The 24,894-nt window shown below is 34.3% G+C and carries 28 protein-coding genes and 1 pseudogene; 8 read left to right on the top strand and 21 right to left on the bottom strand.

What is annotated here, in order from left to right:
* Positions 1-41 precede the first annotated feature (41 nt).
* Positions 42-680 (bottom strand): pyridoxamine 5'-phosphate oxidase family protein, encoded by a 639-nt coding sequence (locus ORL93_RS16500; RefSeq protein WP_097794640.1) that lies wholly within the window; start codon positions 678-680, stop codon positions 42-44.
* A gap of 89 nt (positions 681-769) precedes the next feature.
* Between ORL93_RS16500 and ORL93_RS16495 the strand changes: the two genes are divergently transcribed.
* The gene (locus ORL93_RS16495; protein ID WP_003196996.1) at positions 770-1,384 is read left to right on the top strand and encodes an NUDIX hydrolase; all 615 of its coding nucleotides are present in this window, start codon (positions 770-772) and stop codon (positions 1,382-1,384) included.
* An 89-nt stretch (positions 1,385-1,473) separates the two neighbouring features.
* Here the strand turns inward: ORL93_RS16495 and ORL93_RS16490 are convergent, their stop codons facing one another.
* The 6 genes and pseudogenes from ORL93_RS16490 to ORL93_RS16465 form a co-directional block, all read right to left on the bottom strand.
* A complete protein-coding gene (locus ORL93_RS16490; protein WP_006094567.1) occupies positions 1,474-1,818 on the bottom strand; it encodes an SdpI family protein in 345 nt (114 codons plus the stop codon).
* Between the two features lie 181 nt (positions 1,819-1,999).
* On the bottom strand, positions 2,000-2,845 hold the full coding sequence (locus ORL93_RS16485; RefSeq protein ID WP_006094566.1) for a peptidoglycan-N-acetylglucosamine deacetylase: 846 nt from the start codon (positions 2,843-2,845) through the stop codon (positions 2,000-2,002).
* 125 nt (positions 2,846-2,970) lie between these two features.
* Entirely contained in the window at positions 2,971-3,843 is an 873-nt protein-coding gene (locus ORL93_RS16480) for an aminoglycoside 6-adenylyltransferase (protein ID WP_097794639.1), read from the bottom strand.
* Between the two features lie 155 nt (positions 3,844-3,998).
* The gene (locus ORL93_RS16475; RefSeq protein WP_097794663.1) at positions 3,999-4,673 is read right to left on the bottom strand and encodes an O-methyltransferase; all 675 of its coding nucleotides are present in this window, start codon (positions 4,671-4,673) and stop codon (positions 3,999-4,001) included.
* 145 nt (positions 4,674-4,818) lie between these two features.
* A complete protein-coding gene (locus tag ORL93_RS16470) occupies positions 4,819-5,538 on the bottom strand; it encodes a 3-ketoacyl-ACP reductase (RefSeq protein WP_141522217.1) in 720 nt (239 codons plus the stop codon).
* 187 nt (positions 5,539-5,725) lie between these two features.
* Positions 5,726-6,310, bottom strand: a pseudogene (locus tag ORL93_RS16465) (ATP-binding protein); the annotation flags it as partial.
* Between the two features lie 272 nt (positions 6,311-6,582).
* Between ORL93_RS16465 and ORL93_RS16460 the strand changes: the two are divergent.
* Positions 6,583-7,341, top strand: a complete 759-nt coding sequence (locus tag ORL93_RS16460) for an alpha/beta fold hydrolase (protein ID WP_097794636.1) — start codon at positions 6,583-6,585, stop codon at positions 7,339-7,341.
* Between the two features lie 75 nt (positions 7,342-7,416).
* Here ORL93_RS16460 and entFM read toward each other — a convergent pair whose 3' ends face one another.
* Complete coding sequence (gene entFM / locus ORL93_RS16455; protein WP_006094561.1) at positions 7,417-8,733, bottom strand: enterotoxin EntFM; 1,317 nt, start codon at positions 8,731-8,733, stop codon at positions 7,417-7,419.
* Positions 8,734-9,142: 409 nt separating this feature from the next.
* Complete coding sequence (locus tag ORL93_RS16450; RefSeq protein WP_018781365.1) at positions 9,143-9,925, bottom strand: TrmB family transcriptional regulator; 783 nt, start codon at positions 9,923-9,925, stop codon at positions 9,143-9,145.
* A 178-nt stretch (positions 9,926-10,103) separates the two neighbouring features.
* On the opposite strand from ORL93_RS16450, the gene ORL93_RS16445 reads away from it, so the two are divergent.
* Positions 10,104-10,877, top strand: coding sequence for a TSUP family transporter (locus ORL93_RS16445; protein WP_265959262.1), 774 nt, complete (start codon positions 10,104-10,106; stop codon positions 10,875-10,877).
* Positions 10,878-10,960: 83 nt separating this feature from the next.
* Complete coding sequence (locus ORL93_RS16440) at positions 10,961-11,143, top strand: hypothetical protein (protein WP_018781367.1); 183 nt, start codon at positions 10,961-10,963, stop codon at positions 11,141-11,143.
* A 243-nt stretch (positions 11,144-11,386) separates the two neighbouring features.
* Here ORL93_RS16440 and ORL93_RS16435 read toward each other — a convergent pair whose 3' ends face one another.
* The gene (locus ORL93_RS16435) at positions 11,387-11,986 is read right to left on the bottom strand and encodes a nitroreductase family protein (RefSeq protein ID WP_018781368.1); all 600 of its coding nucleotides are present in this window, start codon (positions 11,984-11,986) and stop codon (positions 11,387-11,389) included.
* A 250-nt stretch (positions 11,987-12,236) separates the two neighbouring features.
* Positions 12,237-13,220 (bottom strand): D-alanyl-D-alanine carboxypeptidase family protein, encoded by a 984-nt coding sequence (locus ORL93_RS16430; protein ID WP_097794633.1) that lies wholly within the window; start codon positions 13,218-13,220, stop codon positions 12,237-12,239.
* 224 nt (positions 13,221-13,444) lie between these two features.
* Between ORL93_RS16430 and ORL93_RS16425 the strand changes: the two genes are divergently transcribed.
* The 3 genes from ORL93_RS16425 (at position 13,445) to ORL93_RS16415 (ending at position 15,408) form a co-directional block, all read left to right on the top strand.
* Entirely contained in the window at positions 13,445-14,452 is a 1,008-nt protein-coding gene (locus ORL93_RS16425) for a S66 family peptidase (RefSeq protein ID WP_097794632.1), read from the top strand.
* Positions 14,453-14,735: 283 nt separating this feature from the next.
* Positions 14,736-15,077: an EamA family transporter gene (locus ORL93_RS16420; protein WP_018765426.1), complete on the top strand. Its 342-nt coding sequence runs from the start codon at positions 14,736-14,738 to the stop codon at positions 15,075-15,077.
* Positions 15,070-15,408: an EamA family transporter gene (locus ORL93_RS16415; RefSeq protein ID WP_018765425.1), complete on the top strand. Its 339-nt coding sequence runs from the start codon at positions 15,070-15,072 to the stop codon at positions 15,406-15,408. The genes ORL93_RS16420 and ORL93_RS16415 overlap by 8 nt, the downstream gene beginning before the upstream one ends.
* A 75-nt stretch (positions 15,409-15,483) precedes the next feature.
* Here the strand turns inward: ORL93_RS16415 and ORL93_RS16410 are convergent, their stop codons facing one another.
* From ORL93_RS16410 to ORL93_RS16370, 9 genes are all read right to left on the bottom strand, one after another.
* A complete protein-coding gene (locus tag ORL93_RS16410) occupies positions 15,484-15,933 on the bottom strand; it encodes a DUF6376 family protein (protein WP_097794631.1) in 450 nt (149 codons plus the stop codon).
* 232 nt (positions 15,934-16,165) lie between these two features.
* A complete protein-coding gene (locus ORL93_RS16405) occupies positions 16,166-16,327 on the bottom strand; it encodes a spore gernimation protein GerA (RefSeq protein ID WP_309534084.1) in 162 nt (53 codons plus the stop codon).
* A 110-nt stretch (positions 16,328-16,437) separates the two neighbouring features.
* Entirely contained in the window at positions 16,438-16,659 is a 222-nt protein-coding gene (locus tag ORL93_RS16400; RefSeq protein ID WP_003196960.1) for a hypothetical protein, read from the bottom strand.
* A gap of 327 nt (positions 16,660-16,986) precedes the next feature.
* Positions 16,987-17,988: a branched-chain amino acid ABC transporter permease gene (locus ORL93_RS16395; RefSeq protein ID WP_097794630.1), complete on the bottom strand. Its 1,002-nt coding sequence runs from the start codon at positions 17,986-17,988 to the stop codon at positions 16,987-16,989.
* A gap of 4 nt (positions 17,989-17,992) precedes the next feature.
* Positions 17,993-18,853: a branched-chain amino acid ABC transporter permease gene (locus tag ORL93_RS16390; protein ID WP_003196956.1), complete on the bottom strand. Its 861-nt coding sequence runs from the start codon at positions 18,851-18,853 to the stop codon at positions 17,993-17,995.
* 25 nt (positions 18,854-18,878) lie between these two features.
* Entirely contained in the window at positions 18,879-19,583 is a 705-nt protein-coding gene (locus tag ORL93_RS16385; protein ID WP_018781373.1) for a branched-chain amino acid ABC transporter ATP-binding protein, read from the bottom strand.
* Positions 19,561-20,334 (bottom strand): ABC transporter ATP-binding protein, encoded by a 774-nt coding sequence (locus tag ORL93_RS16380; RefSeq protein WP_097794629.1) that lies wholly within the window; start codon positions 20,332-20,334, stop codon positions 19,561-19,563. The genes ORL93_RS16385 and ORL93_RS16380 overlap by 23 nt, the downstream gene beginning before the upstream one ends.
* Positions 20,335-20,440: 106 nt before the next feature.
* Positions 20,441-21,658 carry a substrate-binding domain-containing protein gene (locus ORL93_RS16375; protein ID WP_265959250.1) on the bottom strand — a complete coding sequence of 406 codons (1,218 nt, stop codon included), beginning with the start codon at positions 21,656-21,658 and terminating at the stop codon, positions 20,441-20,443.
* A gap of 312 nt (positions 21,659-21,970) precedes the next feature.
* Complete coding sequence (locus tag ORL93_RS16370) at positions 21,971-23,194, bottom strand: serine hydrolase domain-containing protein (RefSeq protein WP_265959248.1); 1,224 nt, start codon at positions 23,192-23,194, stop codon at positions 21,971-21,973.
* Positions 23,195-23,506: 312 nt separating this feature from the next.
* On the opposite strand from ORL93_RS16370, the gene ORL93_RS16365 reads away from it, so the two are divergent.
* A complete protein-coding gene (locus ORL93_RS16365) occupies positions 23,507-23,647 on the top strand; it encodes a hypothetical protein (RefSeq protein ID WP_176524584.1) in 141 nt (46 codons plus the stop codon).
* Between the two features lie 88 nt (positions 23,648-23,735).
* On the opposite strand, the gene ORL93_RS16360 is transcribed toward ORL93_RS16365, so the two are convergent.
* Positions 23,736-24,662 (bottom strand): CobW family GTP-binding protein, encoded by a 927-nt coding sequence (locus ORL93_RS16360; RefSeq protein ID WP_033796068.1) that lies wholly within the window; start codon positions 24,660-24,662, stop codon positions 23,736-23,738.
* Positions 24,663-24,894: the final 232 nt, after the last annotated feature.

Genomic DNA, 24,894 nt, shown 5'->3' with positions numbered 1-24,894 from the left:
ATATTTATATATTTTATCAATCAATGTACTATGCAATATTTTCAATATAATCTTTTTGTATAACTTTCTTCTAAAGAACGTGCGACTTCTTCTTCATTTGCATTTACTTTTGCATGATCAGCAAGCATTTTTGCTGCTGATGGTAATGCTTCTTTTTCTAACCAAGAATTTGGATTCCATAATTCAGAACGTATAAATGCTTTTGCACAATGGATGAAACACTCCTCTATTTTTACAACGATTCCGAGAAGTGGATTGCGACCCCTTACTTGCATTTTCTCTAAAATCTCTTCGTCTTTTGTGATAGTTGCACGCCCATTTATCCGTAATGATTCTCCAAGCCCTGGAATAAAAAAGATAAGTCCCACCCGTGAGTTAGATAAAATATTAAGGATAGAATCCACCCTCCGATTCCCCGGTCTTTCTGGAATTACAATTTGATTTTCATTTAAAACATATACAAATCCAGGTGCATCCCCTCTTGGTGATGCATCACAATGACCAAATTCATCTGAAGTAGATATTACTAGAAAAGGAGACTTAGATAGAAATTCACGACAATGATAATCGAGTGATGGGATCACTTTTTTCACCGCGCGTTCACTTGGATATCCTAAAATAAGACGTAATTCTTCTTCTGTTGAAATGAGCGAATTTATTTTTTTCTCGCCTAGTCCCATTCCATATACACTCCCTACTTAATTATCGTTATTTTCCCAAAATTACATACATTCATTGTATAATAAACTATGCAGAAAGGGGAATATCAATGGCAGAATGGTTAACGATATTTGATACAGAAGGAAACAAAATTGGAAAAAAACTACGTGATGATGTACATCGTGACGGTGATTGGCACGAAACATTCCATTGTTGGTTTGTAGAAAAAGATAATGAAGACATCTTTCTACACTTCCAATTACGTGCTAAAAACAAGAAAGATTTCCCAGGAAAATGGGATATTACATCAGCGGGACATATTATGCATGATGAAGATGTACGAATAGGGGGTCTTCGTGAAGTAAAAGAGGAATTAGGACTTTCCTTTCAAGCTACTGATTTAGAGTACAAAGGCATTTTTAAAATCAACCATGAAATCCCGCATTTCATTGACCGTGAAATGTGTCATATGTATTTTCATGCTGTTACAAAACCACTTCCATTTGCTCCAGGTGATGAAGTTGAAGATGTAATGAAAGTAAATGCGACTTCTTTTTTACAGCTTTTAAAAGGAGAAATCTCATCTACAACAGGCATTCCAGTTTTAAACAAAAGCGCTAAATCTATTACAATAACATTTGAAGATATTTATCCATATGAGCTTGAATATTATGAATTTGTCGTAGAAAAAGGACGAGATATGCTAAAAATCAATAACTTCTAAAATTTAATTGACCCCCACTTAAATAGTGCAGGGGTCAAAACTATTTGTACTTCCTTAATAGAACAGCTTGAAAATTTCACAAGTAAAGTTTATTGTTTCTCCAGTACCTTTAATTTCTTCTCCACCCGTATAAACAAACGAATGATTAATACTATCATAAGGATTAAAATAGCAATCATTGTATGTGGGTACCAAAATAGCAATCCGATTAAACTTCCTATTAAAATCATTAAAAGTCCATTTTGTTTCATAACTTCAGCGCTATATTGATTTCCAACATCCCACAAATCTTTATTTTTCATTGATCGCTTTGTTCGATATCCGTATACTGCGTTAATATCTGTTGGTGGATTTTTTTGCAATATGAGTGCGGATAGTATAAATATAATACCGATTAACAAGCTCATTCCTATATTTACAAGCGCATATGTCATCTTATTCCCTCCACATCCACACACATATTTTCAAACTTATTTGTCAGTTTATAGTTTTATTATACAACAAAAACCAATCGAAAACCTATATTTTCCAAAAACAAAAATACACCACTCTTGTTTAAATGATGTACAAGCTGAATACAGTATTTTATATTTATAGGTCCACCTTATCGGTCATTTACTTTCTCTGTTTCGACGTATGAAACATGTTAGGAAGCGTCACGAAACGTGACCCTTTCGCTTTCAGTTCAGTAATGATTCGATCTAGCGCATCCACAGATCCTTGCAAATGTCCTCCCGGTGTAGAATGCTGGAGTATAACACTTCCTGGAAACGCATTCCCTAACACAGTATTTGTAACCTGCTCTGCACTTACTCCTTTCCAATCAACTGTATCTACACTCCATTGTACAGTCATAAAATTCTGTTCTGTCGCCCACTCTAATTGTTTTTCACGTATTTCACCATAAGGCGGACGTATAAACTTTGGTGCATACCCTATCAACTTCTGCAATATCTCTTCCGTTCTTACAATTTGATTACGATATTCTTCATCACTTACTTTAACTAAATTTGGGTGGTTATACGTATGATTCCCAACAGTATGACCCTCATTTGCAATTCGTTTTACTACATCAGGATATCTTTCTGCATTTTCACCAAGAAGAAAAAAAGTAGCTTTCACACCATAATTTTTTAACTTATCTAGTATTTGCGGAGTAAATACAAAGTCTGGTCCATCATCAAATGTAAGGGCAACTTCCGCTTTATTATATGGACCAGAAAATGCATAAGCATATTTTTCAACCCAAGAAAAAGGTGTCCACGAGCCTCTATCTTCTTCTGCACCTTGAACCTCATTCTTCAAACCAGCATTTAGCAAATCAGGCGTTACACTCAAATAGTTTTGATAATAAAATACATTTGAGTATGGCAAATAAGAATACATATTATATAAAGGCGTATTACGTTCTGAAACCCATTGAAAAGGAGTTAGTATCTCTGATGGATAAAAATAATACATAATTAATAAAACCTCCCTAAAATTTTATATGCAGTTCATTCTTATTTTGTCAGGATGATTCATGTTCCTGAACAGAAATAAGACCGTCCCATTTTGAAACGGTCTTATTTCTATCTATCATATACTTAATAAATTGTTTGACTATCTTTTGGTAAAGATCTCACATGTTTTAGATAGCTTGTTACTCTAGCATCGTCACCTTGTGGATATTCAAAACTAAAATATCTAGCAATTCCGATTGCAGTTTCCCTAAATAAATCCCCCATTACAAAGAACGACTTCCAAATATTCTCATAATCTGCATTTGAAAATGTCTCTATATATTGTTTCCACAAATCATCCTCAAGATATTGTTCAAAATACTTCCCAAACTTTCCGGCGTTTACTGTAAAATTTGTTTTTATCCCAATATGCCATTCTAGCATTTGCATCAGCATATTTCGAATAGGACCTTCAAGCATTCCTTTTACATAAGGAAGTTCTTCTCTCCACAACCCTTTTGCTACATTTGTACTACACCACCAAAACTCATTACAGCAATCTGCAAATTCTTTTGCTGTTGGCCTTTTTATACAGTAATCCGAATCATTTGCTGGTGGAAATGGCTCAATAGCACCATCTTTATCAAAAAGAAGTACACTCAAACTATCTCCACCAAGAATTTCATGTATTAATTCTACTGAAACTAAAGTCAAATCGATTCGATTCCCGTCTATAAACTGCATCAAATAAGGAAAGCTTCCATCCTCTTCGGGTGGAACTAAAGTGCTTTCTTCTGGCATTTGTACAATCATTATTTTTCCAAATCTATTTATCCAACTGTGATCAGATGTGAATGACTGTATATCTTTCACAACATATACAATATCGTAATCTTGAAAACAATCTCTCTTCACATTCGGATTCACACGAGAACCATTCATAATCACTGCGCGAATACGCTCATCTTCTCTTGCTGCATTTAATATTAAACCCATCATTTCTTTTTCACTTCTCATATTTTTATAGCCTCCAAATTTTATTAGTGCATTGTACTGCATTCATTTTGGAGGAGCACGAGAAGAGTTCCCTGTTTTCCATCCATGTTATAACATATCAAACATTTTTTATTTCCCCCTCCTAGTCTAGTAGATCTATAATTGGCATCTAGACCTCATCCTTCTGTTACAAGCGCAATTACAAATCCATCATACCCCTTACTCCCCACAGTTTGGATCACTGTAGCAGTAACACGCGGTTCAGCAGCAATTCGTTCATAAAAACGTCGTATCCCCTGTACACGAGCGTCTTCATTTAAACCATTGACCACCTCACCATCGCGCACTACATTATCACCAATAATTAAACTACCACACCTCGAAAGTTTAAGAGCCCATTCAAAATATGCAGGGTTGTTTTGTTTATCAGCATCAATGAAAATAAGATCAAACGGCTCACAGTTTTCAGTAGCCATTTGCTGCAACGAATCTATTGCCATTCCAGTACGCACATGAACCACTTCACTCAAATTAGCTCGTTTGATATTAGCACGGGCAATTTCAGCATACTTTTCACTTGCTTCAAGCGTGATAAGACGACCATCTGTTGGCAACGCCCTTGCAAGCCATATTGTACTATATCCACCTAAAGTACCAATTTCTAAAATATTTCGTGCACCTTGAATTTGCACGAGCAATTGTAAGAACTTCCCTTGAGTTGGCGAAACATCATGTGCTGGCAAATTAGCTTCAGCATTTACTTGAAGTACCTCTTCAAGAATAGAATCAGTTGGTATAAGTAAATCCGTAATAAAATGATCAACAGCTTTCCATTTATCAATATTATTCACGTAAATACCATTCCCTTCGAATTGTATAGGATAATCCTTCAATAACTTTCATCCCTCATTACAGTTCGTAAAATTCAGAATTAAAAAGAAATAAATAAAAAGGATTTGGCTTTAAACCAAATCTTTTTTATTCATATACAACTTCTTACGGATTAGTAGACCAAAGTCCTGCAGATTTAATAAATGTACGTTTATTTAATTTCAGCTGCGCTACGATAAACTCAGCGATATCTTCTGCTTGCATGACTTTCTCAGGGTTACCATCTGTTAATCCTAATTCTACCGCCATATCAGTTGCAACAGTACTTGGTGTTAAAGCTGTTACACGAATGTTGTGTTTACGTACTTCCATTGCTAACGATTCTGTTAAACCAAGAACACCAAATTTAGAAGCGCTGTATGCACTTGTTACTGGTGCACCTTTTTGTCCTGCTGTTGATGAAATATTAATAATGTCACCAGACTGTTGTTCAATCATGCCTGGTAGCGCTGCGCGAGTTGCGTAATATACACCCATTAAGTTTACTTGGATGATTTTTTCCCAATCAGCAACATCTAATTCTAAGAATTTGCCAAACTTAGAAATACCCGCATTATTAATTAAAATATCAATAGAACCTAATCCTTTTTTTAATGTTTCAATAGCAGTAGTAACTTCTTCATATGAAGATACATCAGCAGTAGCAATAACAGCTTTTACACCTTCTGCTTCTACTTCCTTCGCAACTGCTTTTAAGTTTTCTTCTGAGCGTGCTAAAAGACCAACGTTCACACCTTCTTTTGCTAAAGCAATTGCCACAGCACGGCCAATTCCTCTTCCTGCTCCTGTAATTAATGCATTTTTTCCTTGTAATAATTCTGCCAAATATAACACTCCTCAATCATTCTAAGTTGCTTTTTCATACCATGAATTCTATATGTATATCATCCTAAATGCAATTATGCACTTTGATGTGCGTAGGTTACTTCTAGGTAACCTATAATTTTTTTTATTTCTTACTAAACAAATAGAGAAGTAAAAGACAGTTTCCTCTGCCCCCACTTCTCTATTTTCAAGTGCTATGTTTACTCCCAGGAATCAAAACGATAAATTCCGTTCCCTTTCCAACTACACTCTCTATCCGGGTCTCTCCCTTATGAAGATCAATCACTTTCTTCACAATTGCCAATCCTAAACCACTACCTCCATGTGCACGATTTCGTGATGAATCAGCTTTATAAAAACGTTCTAATAAAGAAAACAATGTCGTTTTCCCACTACCACTTGGACCTACAATTGCAGTCACTTTTCTTGATTCAATCGTAAATTGAATATTTTGTAGTACTTTCTCTTCCTCGTTATATTCAAAATCCACATTTTTACCTTCTATATGATGTTCCACTTCATATTCTAAAATTGTATTAATGCGTTCCGTTGCGCCAATTGCCTTTTGGAATTGTGTAAAGAACATAGAAAGTTGACTCATTGGCATAACAATTTGCATTAAATATAAAATAAATGCCACAAGTTCTCCAATTGTTAATGCTCCACTAGAAACTCGCATTCCACCATATCCTACAATAATGACAAGTAACGCCATTAAAACAAATGACATAACTGGTGTAATTAAAGCTTGAACCTTGCCTTCTTTCAAACCAAACGGTTATTTCTAAAATTAGAATACGATATGAATGTAAACAGTCAAACGATTAATCTACTGATTTGGTAATAAAACACATCAAATCTTATCTTTACAACAGATATAATCATCTGATATTATTACCTGGTACTTAATAAAAAATAAAAAAATTACCATTCTATAGTCTACGCAAAAAGAATTTAGAATGATTACCCATATATAACTATAAAAATATATATTTTCATAGCATACGCATCTCACTAATCTTCATTCACCGAAAGGGGTATACCGTGCAAGCAAAAAAGAATTCTGAAAAGAAGACCATTATATTCATTCATGGATTAGTCGGAAATCGTCGTGCCTTCAAAAAAGAATATAAACGATTTTCTCCTTCTTACAATATTATAACGTATGATTTACTAGGTCATGGTGAAGACAAAGGGCAAGCAATAGACTTTTCTTTAGATCGATTAGTACAGCAATTATCAGACCTGTATGAGAAAGAAGGTATTCAGCAAGCTCATATTTGTGCCCTAAGCTATGGCTGTTACATTGCCACTATATTCGCTCACAAATATCCAGAGAAAGTATTAAGTCTTTGTCATATTGGAGGTCATTACAATAATCCCTCCCTTTTATATAACGTCTTTCTAAAGTTTTGGGACAACCGTGAAAATGAATATTCCACTTGGCTTTATCAATATGCGAGTACAATTTTCCCAAGTGGTATACTAAAAGCAAGTCCTTTTGCGGTTATTTCAAAAAACATTTATTATCGGTTTGGATTACAATTGCATTCATCGATTATTGTCGAATCGCTCAAACACCGTCTAGAATTCGATTTAAAATCTCGACTACGAGAACTATCACAACCTATTCTATGGGTAATGGGTGAACACGATCATCTCTATAAATCCTGTTTATTTGATTTAAAATCCATTCTTCCAAACGTTTTATATAAAGAAATCCCACTAGCCGGCCATGCCGCAAACTTATTCCGTCCTAGCTACTTCCATGATTTATATTCCAAATTTTTACTGGACGCATAAAGACATCTAAAACAGAAAAAGCTTTCTAGTTTCCTAGAAAGCTTTTTCTTATAATATGTAAGAATACGGTTCTTATTATGCTTTTGTGTAACCTGCTAGATGCTTACTCCAGTAAGAGTTATTTACTGAGCTAATTCTTACACCAGTTTTTTCAGTTTCTGCACTGATGAACTGACCATTTCCTAAGTAAATACCCATATGAGTCATACCTGCACCTGCACCAGTAGTATCTTTAAAGTATACTAAATCACCTGGTTGTGGATTACTAGTATGCGTCTTGCTGCTCCAGTAGCCAGCAACAGTTTGACGTCCACCAGAATGACCTGCTTTATTTAATACGTAGTAAACGTAGCCACTGCAGTCAAAACCTGATGGTGTTGTACCACCATATACATATGGTGAACCATTTAGCGATTGTGCAATAGACACAATTGATGAGCCATTAGCAGATGGTGTTGTCGGTTTTTCTGTTTGTGGTTTTTCTGTTTGTGTATTTCCTTGCTCACCGCCAGTAGCTGGACGAGAAGGCGTAGTTACATTTGCTGTACCACCTTTTACAAACTTAACATGGTCTGCACTTACATAGCCAGTTCTTCCTTGGTGGTTAATTTTATACCAACCGTTTTCTCCACCAATAACTTGTAATGTTTGGCCTTGTACTACGCCACCAATTACAGCATTATATGTAGCCGGGCCTGTACGTACACGTAAAGCTCCTGTATCAACAACATATGAGCCGTCTTTTCGGATTGTCATTTCATTGTTGTTTGGCTTTTCTGTTTCCGTACTTACATTTGTAGTTGTACCGCCTTTTGTTACAAAGTCTTTACTTACATAGCCAGTTCCGCCGTTGTGGTTAATTTTAAACCAGTCTTGTACTTCACCGACAACTTGTACAGTTTGTCCTTTGCCTACAGTACCTACAACTGTATGAGAAGCACTAGGACCTGTACGTACATTAAGTGAAGAAACGTTTACCGTATAGTTACCTGTTCCTTGTTGAACAGCAGTTCCTGTTTTCTCACCAGTTGTTACAAAATCACTGCTTACATAGCCAGTTTTACCGTTTACATTTACTTTAAACCAACCATTTTCTTCACCAGTTACTTGTAGAACTTGTCCTTCTTGTACTTTAGAAATAATATCATTTCCTGTACCAGGACCTGTACGTACATTCAATACATCAGCTGTTACTGTGTATTTAATGTCAGATTTTTTCTCTACTGTTTGTGTTTCAGTTACTTTCGGATCAACTGTTTGTGTTTGTTTTTGTGTTTGTCCATCGATTTCTTTTAGCGCGTCTGTTGAAACTTGTGCGTGAGCAGCATCCATTCCAGGAACTACTGCACCGGCTACAGAAGCTGCCGCTAAACCTGCTAGTACTTTTTTCATAAGTTGTATTAACTCCCTTTCCCTACTACCCTCTTAAAAAAATGATTTTAATATCCTACCAAAACATTGGAAATGATTTCATGTTAAATTCCATTTTTATACAAGGGCTTTCTTTTTCACACGTCAACTATTTTAAATTATCAATGTGAACTTCACGTGAACTTCATGTGAATTCCAGCTTCATATACAGCGTTTTCGCAATAAAACATTTAATTTTTTCTATTACAAAACGAATCAAAGCTTCTAGTAGTATCCATTCTTTACTTACTTCACTAATAAAATCATGATATCTAAGTAAACAATTGGTTTTTCTACTGGTCTTACAAAATAGTTCTTTTCATGAGTCACCTTCTTATCATTACAAAAATTCCGCCATTTATCAACTATATAGTATCCTAAAAAATTATATTTATATGAAAAAGAACTTTTCTCGTTCTGGAGCAATCCAAGAATCCATGTTTTGATCGCTATCCCTTACTAAACGATTTACTAATATATCATGCCATATATAATTTTCTAGTAAATATATATGAACAGGATCATCTGTATAAAAAGCATTTCCTTTTTGTTCTATCGAGTGACCATATACCATTTCTTTTCCATCAATTGATAAGATAAACCATTTATGACTTCCAATATTATTAACGTAACTTGTTTTTCTATGAATTTCTAATCCTTGCAACGGATCGTCAACTTCAAAGACAATACCCTTTAAACTACATTCTCTTTCTTTTTCTTTTAAGTCTACTAATAGTTTTTCATACATAGTATCCCAAATTGACAAAATAATCTTTTTTTTCGCTCTTCGAATTAATATTCTGCAGAAAGCTAGTATATTTTCTTCACCTTTCAAAGTGGTTACTCTCGGATCCACCTCAGGTTCTTTTTTTTCAAATACTTTTAATTCTTTTTCTACATACGTGTATGTCTCTTCCCATTTCTCTCTTACTGCCTCTAAAAACACATCTACAGGTAAAGGAGAATATTGTACTGCTTCATTTATTTCTTCCTTCATTACAATGCCTTTTTGTTCAAGGGTATTCAATATTTCATATATACGTGCACGAGGGACTCCAGAATTTTTGCTAACTTGATAAGCACTAGAAGCTCCTTGTTGAACTAATGAAACATAGGCTTTTGTTTCATATTGATTTAAGCCAAGCATTTGAATTTTTTGTAGTAAATCTTCCATTGTAAGCCTCCCGCATATTTTGTACTTGCCGCAACATTGACAGTAATTATTACTTTAATAGTAAACACAAAAGTGGTTGGAGTAAATATTAAAGAGGCATTATCAAATTTTCATTTACACAAAGCAATTAAACAGATACTATCTTAGTAGTGACTATTCTAGGATGGGGGAAATACATATGGAGGACATCAATCTTTATACAATGTTTTTTTTAATTGCTTCAGGTTTTTTAGCTGCCTTTATCGATTCTGTTGTAGGTGGCGGTGGATTAATTTCTATACCAGCTTTATTATTCACCGGCCTCCCACCTTCAACAGCTATTGCAACTAATAAACTGGCAAGCTCAATGGGATCACTTATGAGTACCATTTCATTTATTCGATCTGGAAATGTGAATTTCAAATTGGTCTCTAAGCTATTCCCTTTAACTTTTATCGGGGCTATACTTGGCGCCTTTGTAGTCAAACACATTTCATCTGAAATATTAAAACCATTAGTACTTGTTCTATTAATTGCCGTTGCGATTTATACGATTATGAAAAAAGAGTGGGGAAAAGATGCAAGTTATAGTGGAATGAGTGTAAAAAAAAGAGTTATCTTCTCTTCTGTTATTTTTATCATTGGATTTTATGATGGATTTTTCGGGGCAGGAACAGGAGCATTTTTGTTATTTACATTTTTGATCATTGGATTTAATTTTGTGCAATCAGCTGGAAATGCCAAAGTTTTAAATTTTGGTAGTAACATCGCTGCACTTATCATTTTTCTTTATTTAGATGTTGTTAATTTTGCATATGGACTTCCAATGGGAGTTGCAATGATTTTCGGGGCTTTCGTAGGCTCAAATTTCGCTATAAAAAAAGGAGTATCTTACGTACGAATTTTATTTATCATTGTAACGTTACTCCTTATCAGTAAAAATATTTTAGCTTATTTAGGCTTTTTTGATTGAAGACCTGATTATTTGGAATCTTTATGCTTATATTGTTAAAATAACCAATATAGTTCAAATAATTAGGAAGAGGAGTATTATCCATGGAACAAATTATTGATAATGGTTCGAAGCATTATATCGATTTTCACTATGCATTAGTTCGTACGCTATCCTTGGTAACGTTCAGAAAAATCCCAACCATTGAAACAAAAAAATCCGAATTAAAAGTTACTATTGAAAATCAAAGTAATAATTTAAATCATAAGAATCCTTATAAATTATAATTATTTTTTAATAATTTATCGCACAAACAGGGAATTACTAATAACCGCATTCCCTGTTTGTCTATTTCATTTATTTTGAAACCACTGCGTCACATGATGGATTTCGCTATCTGTCATTCCATACCCATAATGATACCTTGAATTGAACTTCTAATGACTAGAAGTCACAAGATTTTAAAAATCTTTTATTGGTCTCGTACAAAACAAAAAAGGATTACCTATATAGGCAATCCTTTTCCCATTTTATTTATGAAATTTCACACGAGTTTCTAACGGCTGAAATTCTTTTTCACCTGCTGGCGCAACTGGCTTACCAAATGGCATTTGAGCGATCAGCTTCCAAGTCTCTGGAATATCCCATTCTTTTCTTACTTCTTCATCAATTAATGGGTTATAATGTTGCAGCGTTGCACCAAACCCTTCAATTTCTAATGCTGTCCAAATCACAAACTGTAGCATTCCTGATGATTGCTGGGACCAAGTCGGGAAATTGTCTTTATATAATGCAAACTTTTCTTGAAGATCTTCTATTACTTTGCTGTCTTCAAAATATAAAACTGTTCCATATCCACTTTTAAATGCGTTCATTTTTTCTTCGGTTGGTGCAAAATTATTTTCTGGTACAATTTTTCGTAATGTTTCTTTCGTAATATCCCATAGTTTATCATGTTGTTCTCCTAATAACACAACAACCCTTGCACTCTGAGAATTAAAAGATGAAGGTGTATACTTTACGGCATGATTCACTACTTCTTGAATTTTCTCATCAGAAACAACTTGCTCTTTACTAATTGCATAAATTGATCTTCTGTCTTCAATTGCTGAATAAAAATCTTTTGCCATACTAATTCCCTCCAATTTTTATTTTGAGGCTCACTAATCTGTATTATGGTATATCCCGCCCCAAACTTATTAATAATAAGTTTATAACTTTATTATATCTACGTAGAAAAACATTTTCAAACAATAGCACTCATACTTTTTAGTTTTTGTTTTTGATACCTTTTATATTCCCTTAAAATAAAAAAACAGCTTATTTTCCACTCAATCCGAGTTTTAAACAAGCCGTCTTCTTTCATAATAGATCCTTCACCTACTTAACAATCTCGAAACCATAGGACATTAGTTTATGCGTTTCTGTAAAACGTTTCATTTGGCTCTTCGTACCCATAACAACTGTTACAAGTCGCTTATCACCTTGTTTGGCAGTCCCAGTAAAGCAATAACCCGCACTATCAGTGAAGCCTGTTTTCAGTCCATCCATTCCTTCTAAGTAAAGTCCTTGGTTGGCCGGATTCAACATTTCATTCGTACTCGTAACCATCGTGCTTTTAAATGCTAACTGACTTTGACGTAAATGTGTAACATCTAATATCTCCGGGTAATCTGTTACAAGGTGATACGCTAACTTCGCTACATCAGCTACAGTCATCTTCGTTTCACTTCCATCAGGCTCTTGCAATCCAGAAGCATTTACAAACTTGGTTGCTTCTGATAACTCCAGTTGTTTCGCTGTTTGATTCATAAGATGGGCAAAATCTTGCTCAGTTTTTGCTATATGTTCCGCTAAAGCAACTGCAGAATTGTTGGCCGATTGGATCATTAACGCATGGTATAGGTCTTTAACCGTTAATACATCCCCCGTTTGTACCGGAATTCTCGCACCTTCTGCTTGTGCCGATTTCGCACTTATTTTCACTTGATCTTCCCAATGGACCTTTCCTTTATGTATGTTTTCTAAAAGAATATATGCTGTCATCATCTTTGACATACTCGCCGGGGCAAGTAGCTCTTCTTCATTGTTTTTATACATGACTTGCCCATTACTTGCATCAATGATCATTGCTGCTTTCGCTTCAACTACTGGTACATATTTTTGTGGGATCATCTTTTCAGTTAATCCTGTTTTTGGTAACTCTGCTACTTGTAGGGGCGGACCATCTATTGTCATTTTTTCTTTTGCTTCGGAAACATTAATACCATTCTTCTCTAGAATACTCCCTTGGAAAAAGAACCAACATGAACCTAAAATAATAGCACAGAGTATTGTTACGCTTCTCCATCCTAACCTTTTCATCAATAAAACTCCTTTTACTCTACCTATTATAATTTCAAATTTAACCATAACAACAATGTCTTTAAACCGTCAAGGTCAAACAGTAAATAATCTACGATAACTATTTTTTCAAGATTATTTGTTAAGAATATGTTATACTACCAAAAATTCAATAATATAAATTTTCAAATATTAAATCCTGAAACTACTTAAATTCCTAATCGAAACAAGAAAGGTTTGATACAATGATACTACTTAATCCCTTAAAAAAAGGAGATACTATTGGCATTTACTCTCCTTCTTCACCTGTAACATATACATCTCCCAAAAGATTTAATCGAGCTAAAAAATATTTACAAGATAAAGGGTTCCATATATTGGAAGGTAACCTTACAGGTAAGCAGGATTTTTATCGTTCAGGAAGCATTCAAGAACGTGCTGAAGAACTAAATGCATTAATTAGAAATCTGAATGTTACATGCATCATGTCAACAATTGGCGGGATGAATTCAAATTCTCTTTTACCTTATATTGATTACAAAGCATTGAAAGAAAATCCAAAAATTATGATTGGGTATTCAGACACTACAGCTTTACTACTTGGAATCTATGCACAAACAGGCATTACTACATTTTATGGACCAGCACTTGTTCCTTCTTTTGGTGAATTTGAGCCTTTTGTGGATTCCACTTATACATACTTTGCAGAAGCTTTAATGGAAGAACAAGAAATTCCTTACAAGGTAAAGCAACCTTTATTTTGGACAGATGACTTTATAAACTGGGAAGAAAAAACAAAGGACAAAGAACTAAGAAAAAACGAGTGGATTTGTGTAAATGGCGGAAAAACAACTGGAAGACTAATTGGTGGCAACTTAAATACAATACAAGGTATATGGGGTAGCCCATTTATGCCTGGTATTAAAGAAGGAGATATTCTCTTTATTGAAGATAGCTCCAAAGATGCAGCTACCATTGAAAGAAGTTTTTCATTACTTAAAATTAACGGTGTATTTGATAAAGTTTCAGGAATCATTCTTGGAAAGCATGAACAATTTGATGATTGTGGTACACATCGGAAACCTTATGAAATATTATTAGAAGTACTCCAAAATCGTAACATTCCATTTCTAGCAGACTTTGATTGTTGCCATACCCATCCGATGATGACGATGCCAATTGGTGTACAAGTGGAGATGGATGCAACCAATAAAAGAGTAAGAATCATTGAGCAATGGAAAAAACAAATATGAAGTTTAATGATTCTATGAATATCTTTACTTTAATAATGAAATAGAAATTACATAATGAATATAAGGAAACGAGTGGCTTCTATATTAAAAAGCCACTCGTTTCCTTATATTGTTTTACAACATCACTCATGGTATTATATACCTTGGAATGTGAGGAGATAGACAAAGTATACACATTATAAAACAAAAAACCATTTCAAACCACATTCCATGTAATAAGAAAACATAGATGAAATGCATTCTTTTCAAATTAATGTATTTACATCTAAAAGAGAGTGAATATATGAAACCGACTATGAAAAATTATGTATTTTTACATGTAGCTTTCTTGCTATATTCTATCATCCTGCTTTATATGAAATGGGCAGCTAAATTCCCTGTTTCATCCATTTCGTTTTTCATCGCCTATTTTGGACTTGTTGTAATTTTATTTGGCTATGCTATTCTTTGGCAACAGGTAATTAAACATTTTGAAATTTCTAAAGCATATTCCCACCGAGGGATCATCATATTATGGTCCATGTTATGGTCCGTTATCTTTTTAGGTGAGACGATAAAATGGAACAATTTACTCGGTGCAGCTATCATTATGATTGGAATTGTGGTGGTGACGAAAGATGAATAATTATATATTGTTATATATTTTCGGTATTATTTTAGCAAATTACTCACAAATTTTACTCAAAAAAGCAACTCTACAAGAATATGATTCCAAATTAAGAGAATATGTCAACCCTTATGTTATTATCGGCTATTCTTTATTTGTAATTAATGCTGGGCTAAACGTTATTGCACTAAAAGGTGTTCCATTAAAACAGGCTCCTGTATTAGAATCTCTTAGCTATGTCATTATTTTAGTATTCGGTTGGTATTTCTTAGGAGAGAAAATAACAAAAAGAAAAGTCATTGGTAACATTATTATTATAATTGGGATCGTCGTTTTTTCTATCCAATAACAAGTACACGCCTTATTATAATATTCTCGCGTTAAAAAAGTCCGTTATAAATAACGGACTTTTTTCATATCCTCTCTACTGCCCTAAATTTTGAACTTTATCTTTTAAATCTTGAACTTGTTGCACTGTCTTCATAAGCTCTGAGTTTTTAAATTGTTCTACATCTATTTTCCCTTCTTCTATCTTTTTCATAGTTGTATCAATTAATGCATTTAATTTTTCGTTATATCCAACAATTTGCTGATGGATGTCCTTCGCTACATCCGGGGGTGTCAATTCATTAAAAGCTGGGATATCCTTTTGAATATCTCCGAGCTTAGTCTCTAATTCTTTTCGAGCAGCACTATCATTGATTGCTTTTTCTACTAACCCCGGCGCTTCATTTGCAAACGCACTCACTTTATTAACATAGTCTGTCGCCTTTTGAGCATAATCAATTGAATTCTTACCCTCTTCAATCATAGAGCAGCCCATTAAACCGATTGTAATTAAAAACACAAGTAACATCGTCTTTTTCAACTTCATTTTTTACCTCCTAGCTGAATACTAACGTTTCTTCTACTATATTTATAAACACCTATCCCTTTCGCTATACTGTCATTCTAGAATACTAGCTACTTCATTTCCATTTTCATTACCTCAACTTATATATTCTAGCAGGACTTTTCAATTTCCTTTTCATAATCAATTTTGAAAAACATACGGGGTTTTCATGGAACGAATTTCATATACAACAGGCTCGTTTGTTGATTTTTCTCTAGCTGTTAACACTCCTTGATTTCCATAATTGTGTTTCTAATAGTAGTATTTCTCCCATTCCATCTATTAGTAATACGGTATAACCTGTTAACGATTCAGAAATCGTACCTTCTACATCACACTCTTTCATGCTACCTACTGTTAGTACATAGTTTTTCAAAAACTCCTTCATTTCTTTACTTGTCACAGTGCCTATTTCAAATTTGTATACAACCGAAAAAAGACATACTTAAGATACAATTAAGTATGCCGATTCCTTTATACTAACGTTTACTTCCCTACATATCCTATAACTGTTACAAGTTCTGATTCTATATGTACACCGATAATTTCCTCAATAATATTTGTGTATCCTTCCCCTATAGCCGCTCCATATTGTAAGGAAATTTCTTTTTTCTTATAAACTGACTGAGGTATAGTCAAAATGAATTTCCTAAGATCTCTTTCATCCACAGGTTCCATAATTAAAACTATGCCTTCTTCCTCAAACATACAATCATCCTTTCACATACATTCCTAATATGGCTCAGTATTGCCTTTACCTGCTGAGTTCTAAACCCATTTACAAATAGTACGATACTCTTCATTCGATAAAACGCCCATTTCCCATACCATAGTCATACTAATCACTCATCTAAAAATCTCCAAAATAAAAAGCACAAACCTTGACACATCAAGAATTTGTACTTTTATCACATACGATTTCACATTCCTTTATCCATCTCATAAGGTGATATCTTCATCAACGGAAGGTTCCACCGCTGATGGCTAACTTTCACCTATCTTCCACATTTCTCTCTAAATCTCAAGGACGGAGTTTCATGTACTATGCTCAACTTCCTTACTTTTCTCTGGCCCCTTCTTTTTTGTTATACTTCTTATTTTTTTAACCGTACCAGTTAACCCTGTTGGGAAACCTAATAACACAATAATATATAGTAACCCAAGAAAGATCGTCCATCTCTCAAAGATTGGATACTGCGCTGCAAGTTCTGATAAATAATACTTTAAAAACTCAATAATCCCTGCGCCAGCGATTGCTCCAACTAATGTGCCAACTCCCCCAATCATTGTCATTAACAGAGCATTTAAAGTCATTTCAATTGAAAAAACAGTTGTATTTACAAAGCGTAATGTGATGACAAATAAACCACCGCTAAGCGCTGCTACTACTCCCGCAACTATGCTCGCAATAATTTTATAGTGGAGAATTTTATATCCAAGTGCTTCTACACGTTGCTCATTTTGCGAAATTGCCTTTAACACTTTTCCAATAGAAGATTGTGTAAATAAGCGAAGCAATAGAAAGATGACGACTAGACATATGAGTGTAATATAGTAAAATGTGAAACGGTCACGAAACATATCAGGTACACGGAATGTAAAGCCATCTCCTCCATGTGTGAAAGACCGCCATTTTTCAGCAAGTACAAAGAATAGTTGGGAAATCGCAAGTGTTAACATTGCATAAAAATGACTTTTTAATCGTAAAGAAAGCATACCGATTATATAACTGATTATCGTTGATAGTACAACAGCTATCCCAATACCGATTAAAAAGCTTGCTATAGAAACCTCTTGTCGATCTAGTAAGAGTGCAACACAATAAGCACCTATTCCAAAAAACATGCAATGACCGAATGAAACAATTCCTGTATATCCAAGAAGAATATCAAAACTCATTGCAAATATAGCAAAGATGAAAACTTGTGTAAACAAAATGAGTAAGCTCCGTGAATCATTTACGAAAGGGAATACACTTAAACAAATCAATACAACTAGCCCAAAATATATCCCGGCCCGATTAAATGTATTATTCACCTTTTCACCCCTTTTCACCAACGAGCCCCGTTGGCTTGACTACCAAGAAAAACAACAACATTAACATATTTATTGCGAGTGATAAATCAGGTAAATAATAAGCCGTAAACGCTCCAGCCAATCCAACAATTAAAGACGCAATCGCTGAACCTTGCACGCTTCCCAATCCTCCGATAATGACAACAATAAAAGCTAAAATTGCATACTGCATACCCATTTCAGCGAAAATAACTCCTGAATATGGAGCAAGGAGAAATCCCCCTAACGCGGCCATTCCAGCCCCTAATAAAAAGACAAATGAAAATATCGCCTTTATGTTAATACCAAGAGCTTGAACCATCTCCTTATCTATTACACCCGCACGAATCATAAGACCAATTTTTGTTTTACGTAGTAACAACATCAGGCCAATATAAATAAGTACCCCAACAATAATAACAAACAATCGATACTTTATTAATATAATTCCATCAAATGTCAAGCTTCCTTGTAACCATGTTGGTAATTTAGCACTAATTGGATTCGGTCCCCAAAATACTTTTATACATTCACTAAGTACAAGCATTCCACCAAGTGTAACGAGAAGTTGTCGAACATGATTTCCATAAACAGGACGAATAAGGAATCTTTCTAAAACGAAACCAAGAAACATTCCCATCAAAATCGCACCTATTAATGCAAGTACATAGCTACCAGTCATATTGAATAACCAAACCCCTGTAAAAGCTCCCCAGGCAAACAATCCACCATGGGCAAAATTGAGTACACTCATTAAACCAAAAATAAGTGAAAGTCCCGATGCTAATAAGAAAATAAGCATACCTGTCGAAACGCCATTTACAAATAAGTTAACTAACACATCCACGTTCCATACCTCCTCCGTATCAATGTTAAGAAATCCCCAGATACTTATGACATGTTTCCTTATCTTCTTTCAGTTCATTCATTGGACCGTTATGCACGATTTTTCCATTGTCCATAATGTAAAAATAATCACCTATCTGGCTTGCCATCATAAAGTTTTGTTCTACAAGCAAAACAGTCGTTTTCTCTTTCATTTTCAAAATAGCCGACATTAACTTTTCAATCATAATCGGCGCTAATCCTTTACTTGGCTCATCAATTAATAGCAATCCATCACTATTAATGAACGCTCTTGAAATCGCCAGCATTTGCTTTTGTCCTCCGCTCAACAGCCCACTTTTTTTATTCCAATATTGTTTTAAATCCGGAAATAAATCGAGCATCCATTCTACCTTTTCTGCATATTCTATCCCTTTCTTTACTCCAGCGAGAGCAAATGTTTCTTCTACCGTTAAATCATGAAAGATCCCTTGATTTTCTGGCACATAGCCCATTCCTTTTCGCGAAATCAGATGAGTAGATAAACCATTTACTTTCTCATCACAATAATAAATTTCTCCATTAGAAATCCGATTAAACCCCATAATTGAACGTAAAGTCGTTGTTTTTCCAGCCCCATTTCTTCCGAACAATACGGTGATTGTTCCTTTCTCAACCATAAAAGAAACGCCTTGCAAAATATGAAACTGATCCAAATACGTTTCTATATTATCCACTTTTAATAGTGTCACCGTATAATCCCCCTAAGTATGCCGTTTGTACACGTTCATCCTTCATAATCTCTTCTGGTAACCCTTCGGCCAATAACTCGCCATGAAATAGTACAATTAAATGATCTGATACATGTAGAACCATATCCATTTTGTGTTCAATAAGTACAATTGTATTCTCACGATTTTTCTTTATATTCTCTATCACTTGAAGAATAGCTGGGACTTCCTCAACAGAGATACCCGCTGTTGGTTCATCAAGTAGCAATACATCTGTTCTGAGCGCTAGCAGCATGGCCAGTTCTAATTTTCTCTTTTCCCCATGTGCTAAATCTTTCGCTAGCACTTCTTCTTTTTCGTGAAGCAATACTGTCTTCAAAATACGTCTCGCCTCTCCCATCTGCTGCTTGAATCGTGAGAAGTTTGGAAAAAAACTATAATAATCTTGAACAAACGACTGTACACTTAAGCGTACATTTTCAATCACTGTTAATTCCGGAAAAATATTTGTAAGCTGGAAAGAGCGTCCCATACCAAGGCGGGTTCGCTCTGGAATCGATAACTTTGTAATGTCACGTTCTTTAAAATAAATCTCACCTTTTGTTGGAGAAATCTGTCCACTTAACAAGTTAAATAGAGTTGTCTTCCCTGCTCCGTTGGGTCCAATAATAGAAATAAGTTTTCCTTTTGGTATCATCAAATTTACGTCTTTAATGACATGATGTTCTCCAAATGAGACACAAAGATTTCTAGTCTCTAACAAGTTCTTCACTCTATACCCTCCTCAAAGAATTCATATTTTCAGGGTGAAAAAGAGAAGTTGATGTAAAGAGAGATAACCTCCTCTCTTTACATCTTTTTATTACCGAATATTCAATCTATTTATTTTGAATTGGTGGCTCTGTTTCTTTCATTGTTAATTCTCGCTCTAGAACAGGTACTGGATAATCAACACCCTCTTGTTTTTGTAGCGTTACAGAATAAAGCGCTTGCAAAGCTTGGTGGTCTTTCTCTCTAAATTTCATTTTTCCTTTTGGTGTTTCAAATTCCATTCCTTCCATTTTCTTAATAAGCGTATCAACATCTGTATCGCCTTTTGTTTTCTTTAATCCTTCAACGATGGAAATTGCTGCTGACATTCCTCCAGCTGTAAACAAATCTGGAACTGTTCCATTGAAACGTTTCTTATGTTCTTCCACTAGCCACTCGTTCACTTTATTTTTCGGAAGTGTATGATAATATACTGAAAATCCTTGCATGCCCACTAATGCATCCATCGTCTTTAATGCTGGTATATCCGGTGCCCCCGTTGAAATCTTAATCCCTTGCGCTTCTACATTCATATCTTTTAATTGCTTCCATGGTGAATTCGCACCAGCCCAAACAACAAATAAATAATCTGGTTTTGAACTAACGATGTTTTGAATATTTGCAGTAAAATCAGTAGAATTCGTATCAGCATATTGTTCATTTACAATATTCGCCCCTAGCTTCTTCGCTCCCGCTTTAAATGCAGCAATTCCTTCACGACCAAAGGCGTTATCTGGAGCAAGTGTTGCAATCTTTACATCTTTCTTAGCGATGGATGCAGCACCAGAAATTGCATCTTGAGATGAATTTCTGCCTGTTCTAAAAATATATTTATTCCAGTTCTTCCCCGTAATACTATCTGCAACTGCAGGTTCAACAACCATTATTTTTTCATATTCTTCCGCTAGTGGTAACACTGCTAATGTATCACTTGAACTCGAAGATCCAACAAGAAAATCAACCTTGTCTTCCTCTAATAGTTTCGTAGCTTTTTTAACTGCTACATCCGCTTTTGTTTCCGTATCTTCTACAACAAACTTAATCTTCTTCCCATCTACTTTCCCTGTTCCGCCTGTTGCGTAATCTAGCCCTAGTTCAAACCCGTTTACCGTTTGTTTCCCATATGATTCAAGCGGTCCTGTTAACGAAGCAAGAACACCTACCTTAATCGTCTTCTCATCATCTGTACTTGCTTTTTCCCCTGAACATCCTGCTGTTACTAATAATGAACCAAGAATACATCCCGTAAACACCATTTTTAGCCACTTACGTTTTTTTGCTGACATTGTGATCCTCCCCATACTTTACTTTCTGATAGAATCAAATACGCCAAAGTAACCATCCGTAATCATGACTTCTTGTTTTTAACAATGTGAACTATGTTGTCAATAGAAATTTCTCGAAGTACCTCTACATTCGCCAGACATTTCCAAATCCCTTCCAATACATTTGTAAATATTCATACAATTATTCGCATTATACATATCATCCCTTGAACAAATACATTAAAATAACTGTTCTCTTCCTCTAATATATTAGCCCTACAAAAAAGACTAACTTCCAAAATGAGTTAATCTTTTCCCCCAATCGCACTACTCTTAAGACTCTTTACGTAAAAAGTCTACTATTGCACGATAAACAGCATACATTTCGTAGTGATGTTTTTCAAAACTAGAATCAGCACTTGTTCTCACAATAACAAGGTTTTCTGGTTGGTTTATATAAATATTCTGCCCCCAAATTCCTATAGCAAGAAATTCTCCAACTATATAATCTGGTCCAGGAGTCCACCATTGATACTGATAATTATCAGTGAAATGAGATTGATTATCTTTCAGTAGATTATATCTTTCAGGTATGGTTGATTCTCGAATCCACTCTTCAGAAATAATCTGTTTCCCCTTCCAATTTCCATTATGTAAGTAGAGTAATCCAAATCTAGCAAAATCTCTCAACGTAGCATTCAAGAAAGAATAAGATATCATGCTCCCATCACTACCTATATTCCAAAATGCATGGGACTCCATTCCAAGCGGTTCCCATATTTTCTCTTGCAAATATTGTGCTAAGTTCCGTCCAGTTGCTTTTGCAGTCAGCATGCCTAACACTTGCGCATCTATACTTTTATAAGAAAATTTCCCAGAAAATTCTTTATACTTAAATTGATTTATATACTCATTTACACTCTTACTTGCAGTCAATGACGCTTGCATCAGCATATAAAAATCTGATGACAAATTATGATAATCTTCATTGAAATAAATACCAGAGCACATCTGTAGACATTCCTTAATAGAAACATTTTTATATCCGGATTCCTTTAACTCTGGCAAATAAGCAATGATTGGATCCTTTACTGATTTAATATCCCCTTCATCAATCGCTATACCTACTAAAGCAGATAAAAAAGATTTTGCTACAGACCATGAAGTATTAAGAGATTTGCACGTATTTCCATGAAAGTATCGCTCATTTACAACTTTATGATCTTTCATAATGAAAAAGCCTGTCGCCGTCGTGTTTTTAAGAAACTCATCAAGAGTTGATTGTTTCCCATTATAGCTGTACGTAACATTCATATCCTTCAAATCATAATCAAATCGAGAAATATGTCCTTTACGTTTCACCTTTTGGGCTGGGTATACTTCAGAAAGATTACGGAAGTTTTCAATTGTTTTTTTCTTATCAAATAGTATATGAAAATCCACAAAACGCTTCTTATTTGTAGTATTCTTATTCCTTAAATTTAGTAAATTATTTAAACCAACGGCTATTGAAGCTGGAATCATAATAGTTCTTTTAAAACTATATTTCTTATTCATCTTATTCTCCTTGGATCAAAGCATATTACTTTCAACCTTCTTAACCTATACTTAAAAAACTCATATTCACCCTAATAATGTCAATTATGAACAACACAGAAAGATTACTCACTAGTTAATTCTAATATAATCCACTTCAAAAACCCAAAGTATGCAGTGCGATTTACATTTCATGTATGAATCTATTCACAAAGCTCTTAGCTTCTTTAGAATTGGCTCGGTACGGTATTGGCGTGGTTGCAGTAGCAATCGGGTGTCATTGTCGATACACCCATCATTCAAGGCTATAACGATTCAGGGTTAATTGATGTAATGAAAACAAAAGTAACAGGAAATAAATTAACTCAACCTGAGCAGATCGCAGATACTGTTTATCTTATTTCATTGGAAGAAGCAAATTTAATTAATAGTAGAGTTGTTATAGCATATGAAGGTTACGCTTCCTTTAAATAATATTAACTTTCCAATCACTATCATTTTTATACATGCAAAAGCAGCGTAGAATCTATAATTCTACGCTGCTTTTCTATATCAACAAAAATTATGAAATCGAGTTACTCTCTAAACCACCTAATCCTTCTGCCAATTGTTTCTTATCTAAACTCTCACCAATAATCACCAAGTTTGTGGGAAACCCAAAGTCCTGTTCCAATAAAATTGGTACACCAAATGAGTATTGTAATAAGTGCGGATATTTATCTCCATGAAATTTTACAAATCCTTTTACACGATAAATTTCCTGCGATAAATTGGAAAGCCATTCATATAATTGATCTTGATCGATTGATTTTGTAAATTGATATGTCATCGTTTGTATATGTAAATGCTGCTTCATATGTAATGTTTCATGTTCTTCATTTTCTGTAAGTTCCACACCTTCTATATCCTCTAAAGATATATTACAATACTGTGTTTCATACAATTTCGCATGTTTATTAATTGCTGCTACTTCTTCTAAAACTTTTTTCTTCTCCTCATCTTTTAATAAATCTGATTTATTAATGAGGATATGACTTCCGTATTTGATTTGTTCATTTAAAAGTTGTTGAATATTTTTACTTAGTGTATCACGATTTAACCATCTCATTGCATCTAATACAACAACGATGGATTTCACGTCAAGATAAGGAGCTAAAATAGGTGACAGGCATGCATCTAATACTTCAATTGGGTGAGCAACTCCGGTTGTTTCTATATAAATTACATCTGGTCTCTCTTGTTGATATAAAGAATGTAACTGAATCTCAAGTTCATCTTTTAAGGTGCAACAAATACAACCTTTTAAAAGTTCTCTTAAAATATTCTCTTTCCCTATAATATCTGTATCTACCGAGTATTCTCCTATTTCATTCATTAAAACAGCAACTTTTCGATTTTTCTTCTTTTCTGCTAGTAGTAAATTTTGTAGCAATGTGGATTTCCCACTTCCTAAAAAACCACCTAATATATGAATTTCTACTTTACTCATATGACCGACCATCCATTTCTATGCTTTTAATATACTTTAAAGCGTAATTATTACGATTTATATTTATTATTTTATTAAAATAACTGCAATTTGTAAACAAAACACTCCGGTTGTTTTGTATTCCTATATATATTTCGGATGCTCTGTCTTCATAAGTATAGTATGAATAATATAAATTATCTGTTCCATTGTTAATGGATTCAGCATCCTAATTTTCTTCTCTTAATAAAGA

The sequence above is a fragment of the Bacillus sp. DHT2 genome, assembly GCF_026241455.1.
Classification (GTDB): Bacteria; Bacillota; Bacilli; order Bacillales; family Bacillaceae_G; genus Bacillus_A; species Bacillus_A pseudomycoides.
Note: the sequence above shows the minus strand (reverse complement) of the source record. Positions and strands in the feature narration are given on the sequence as shown.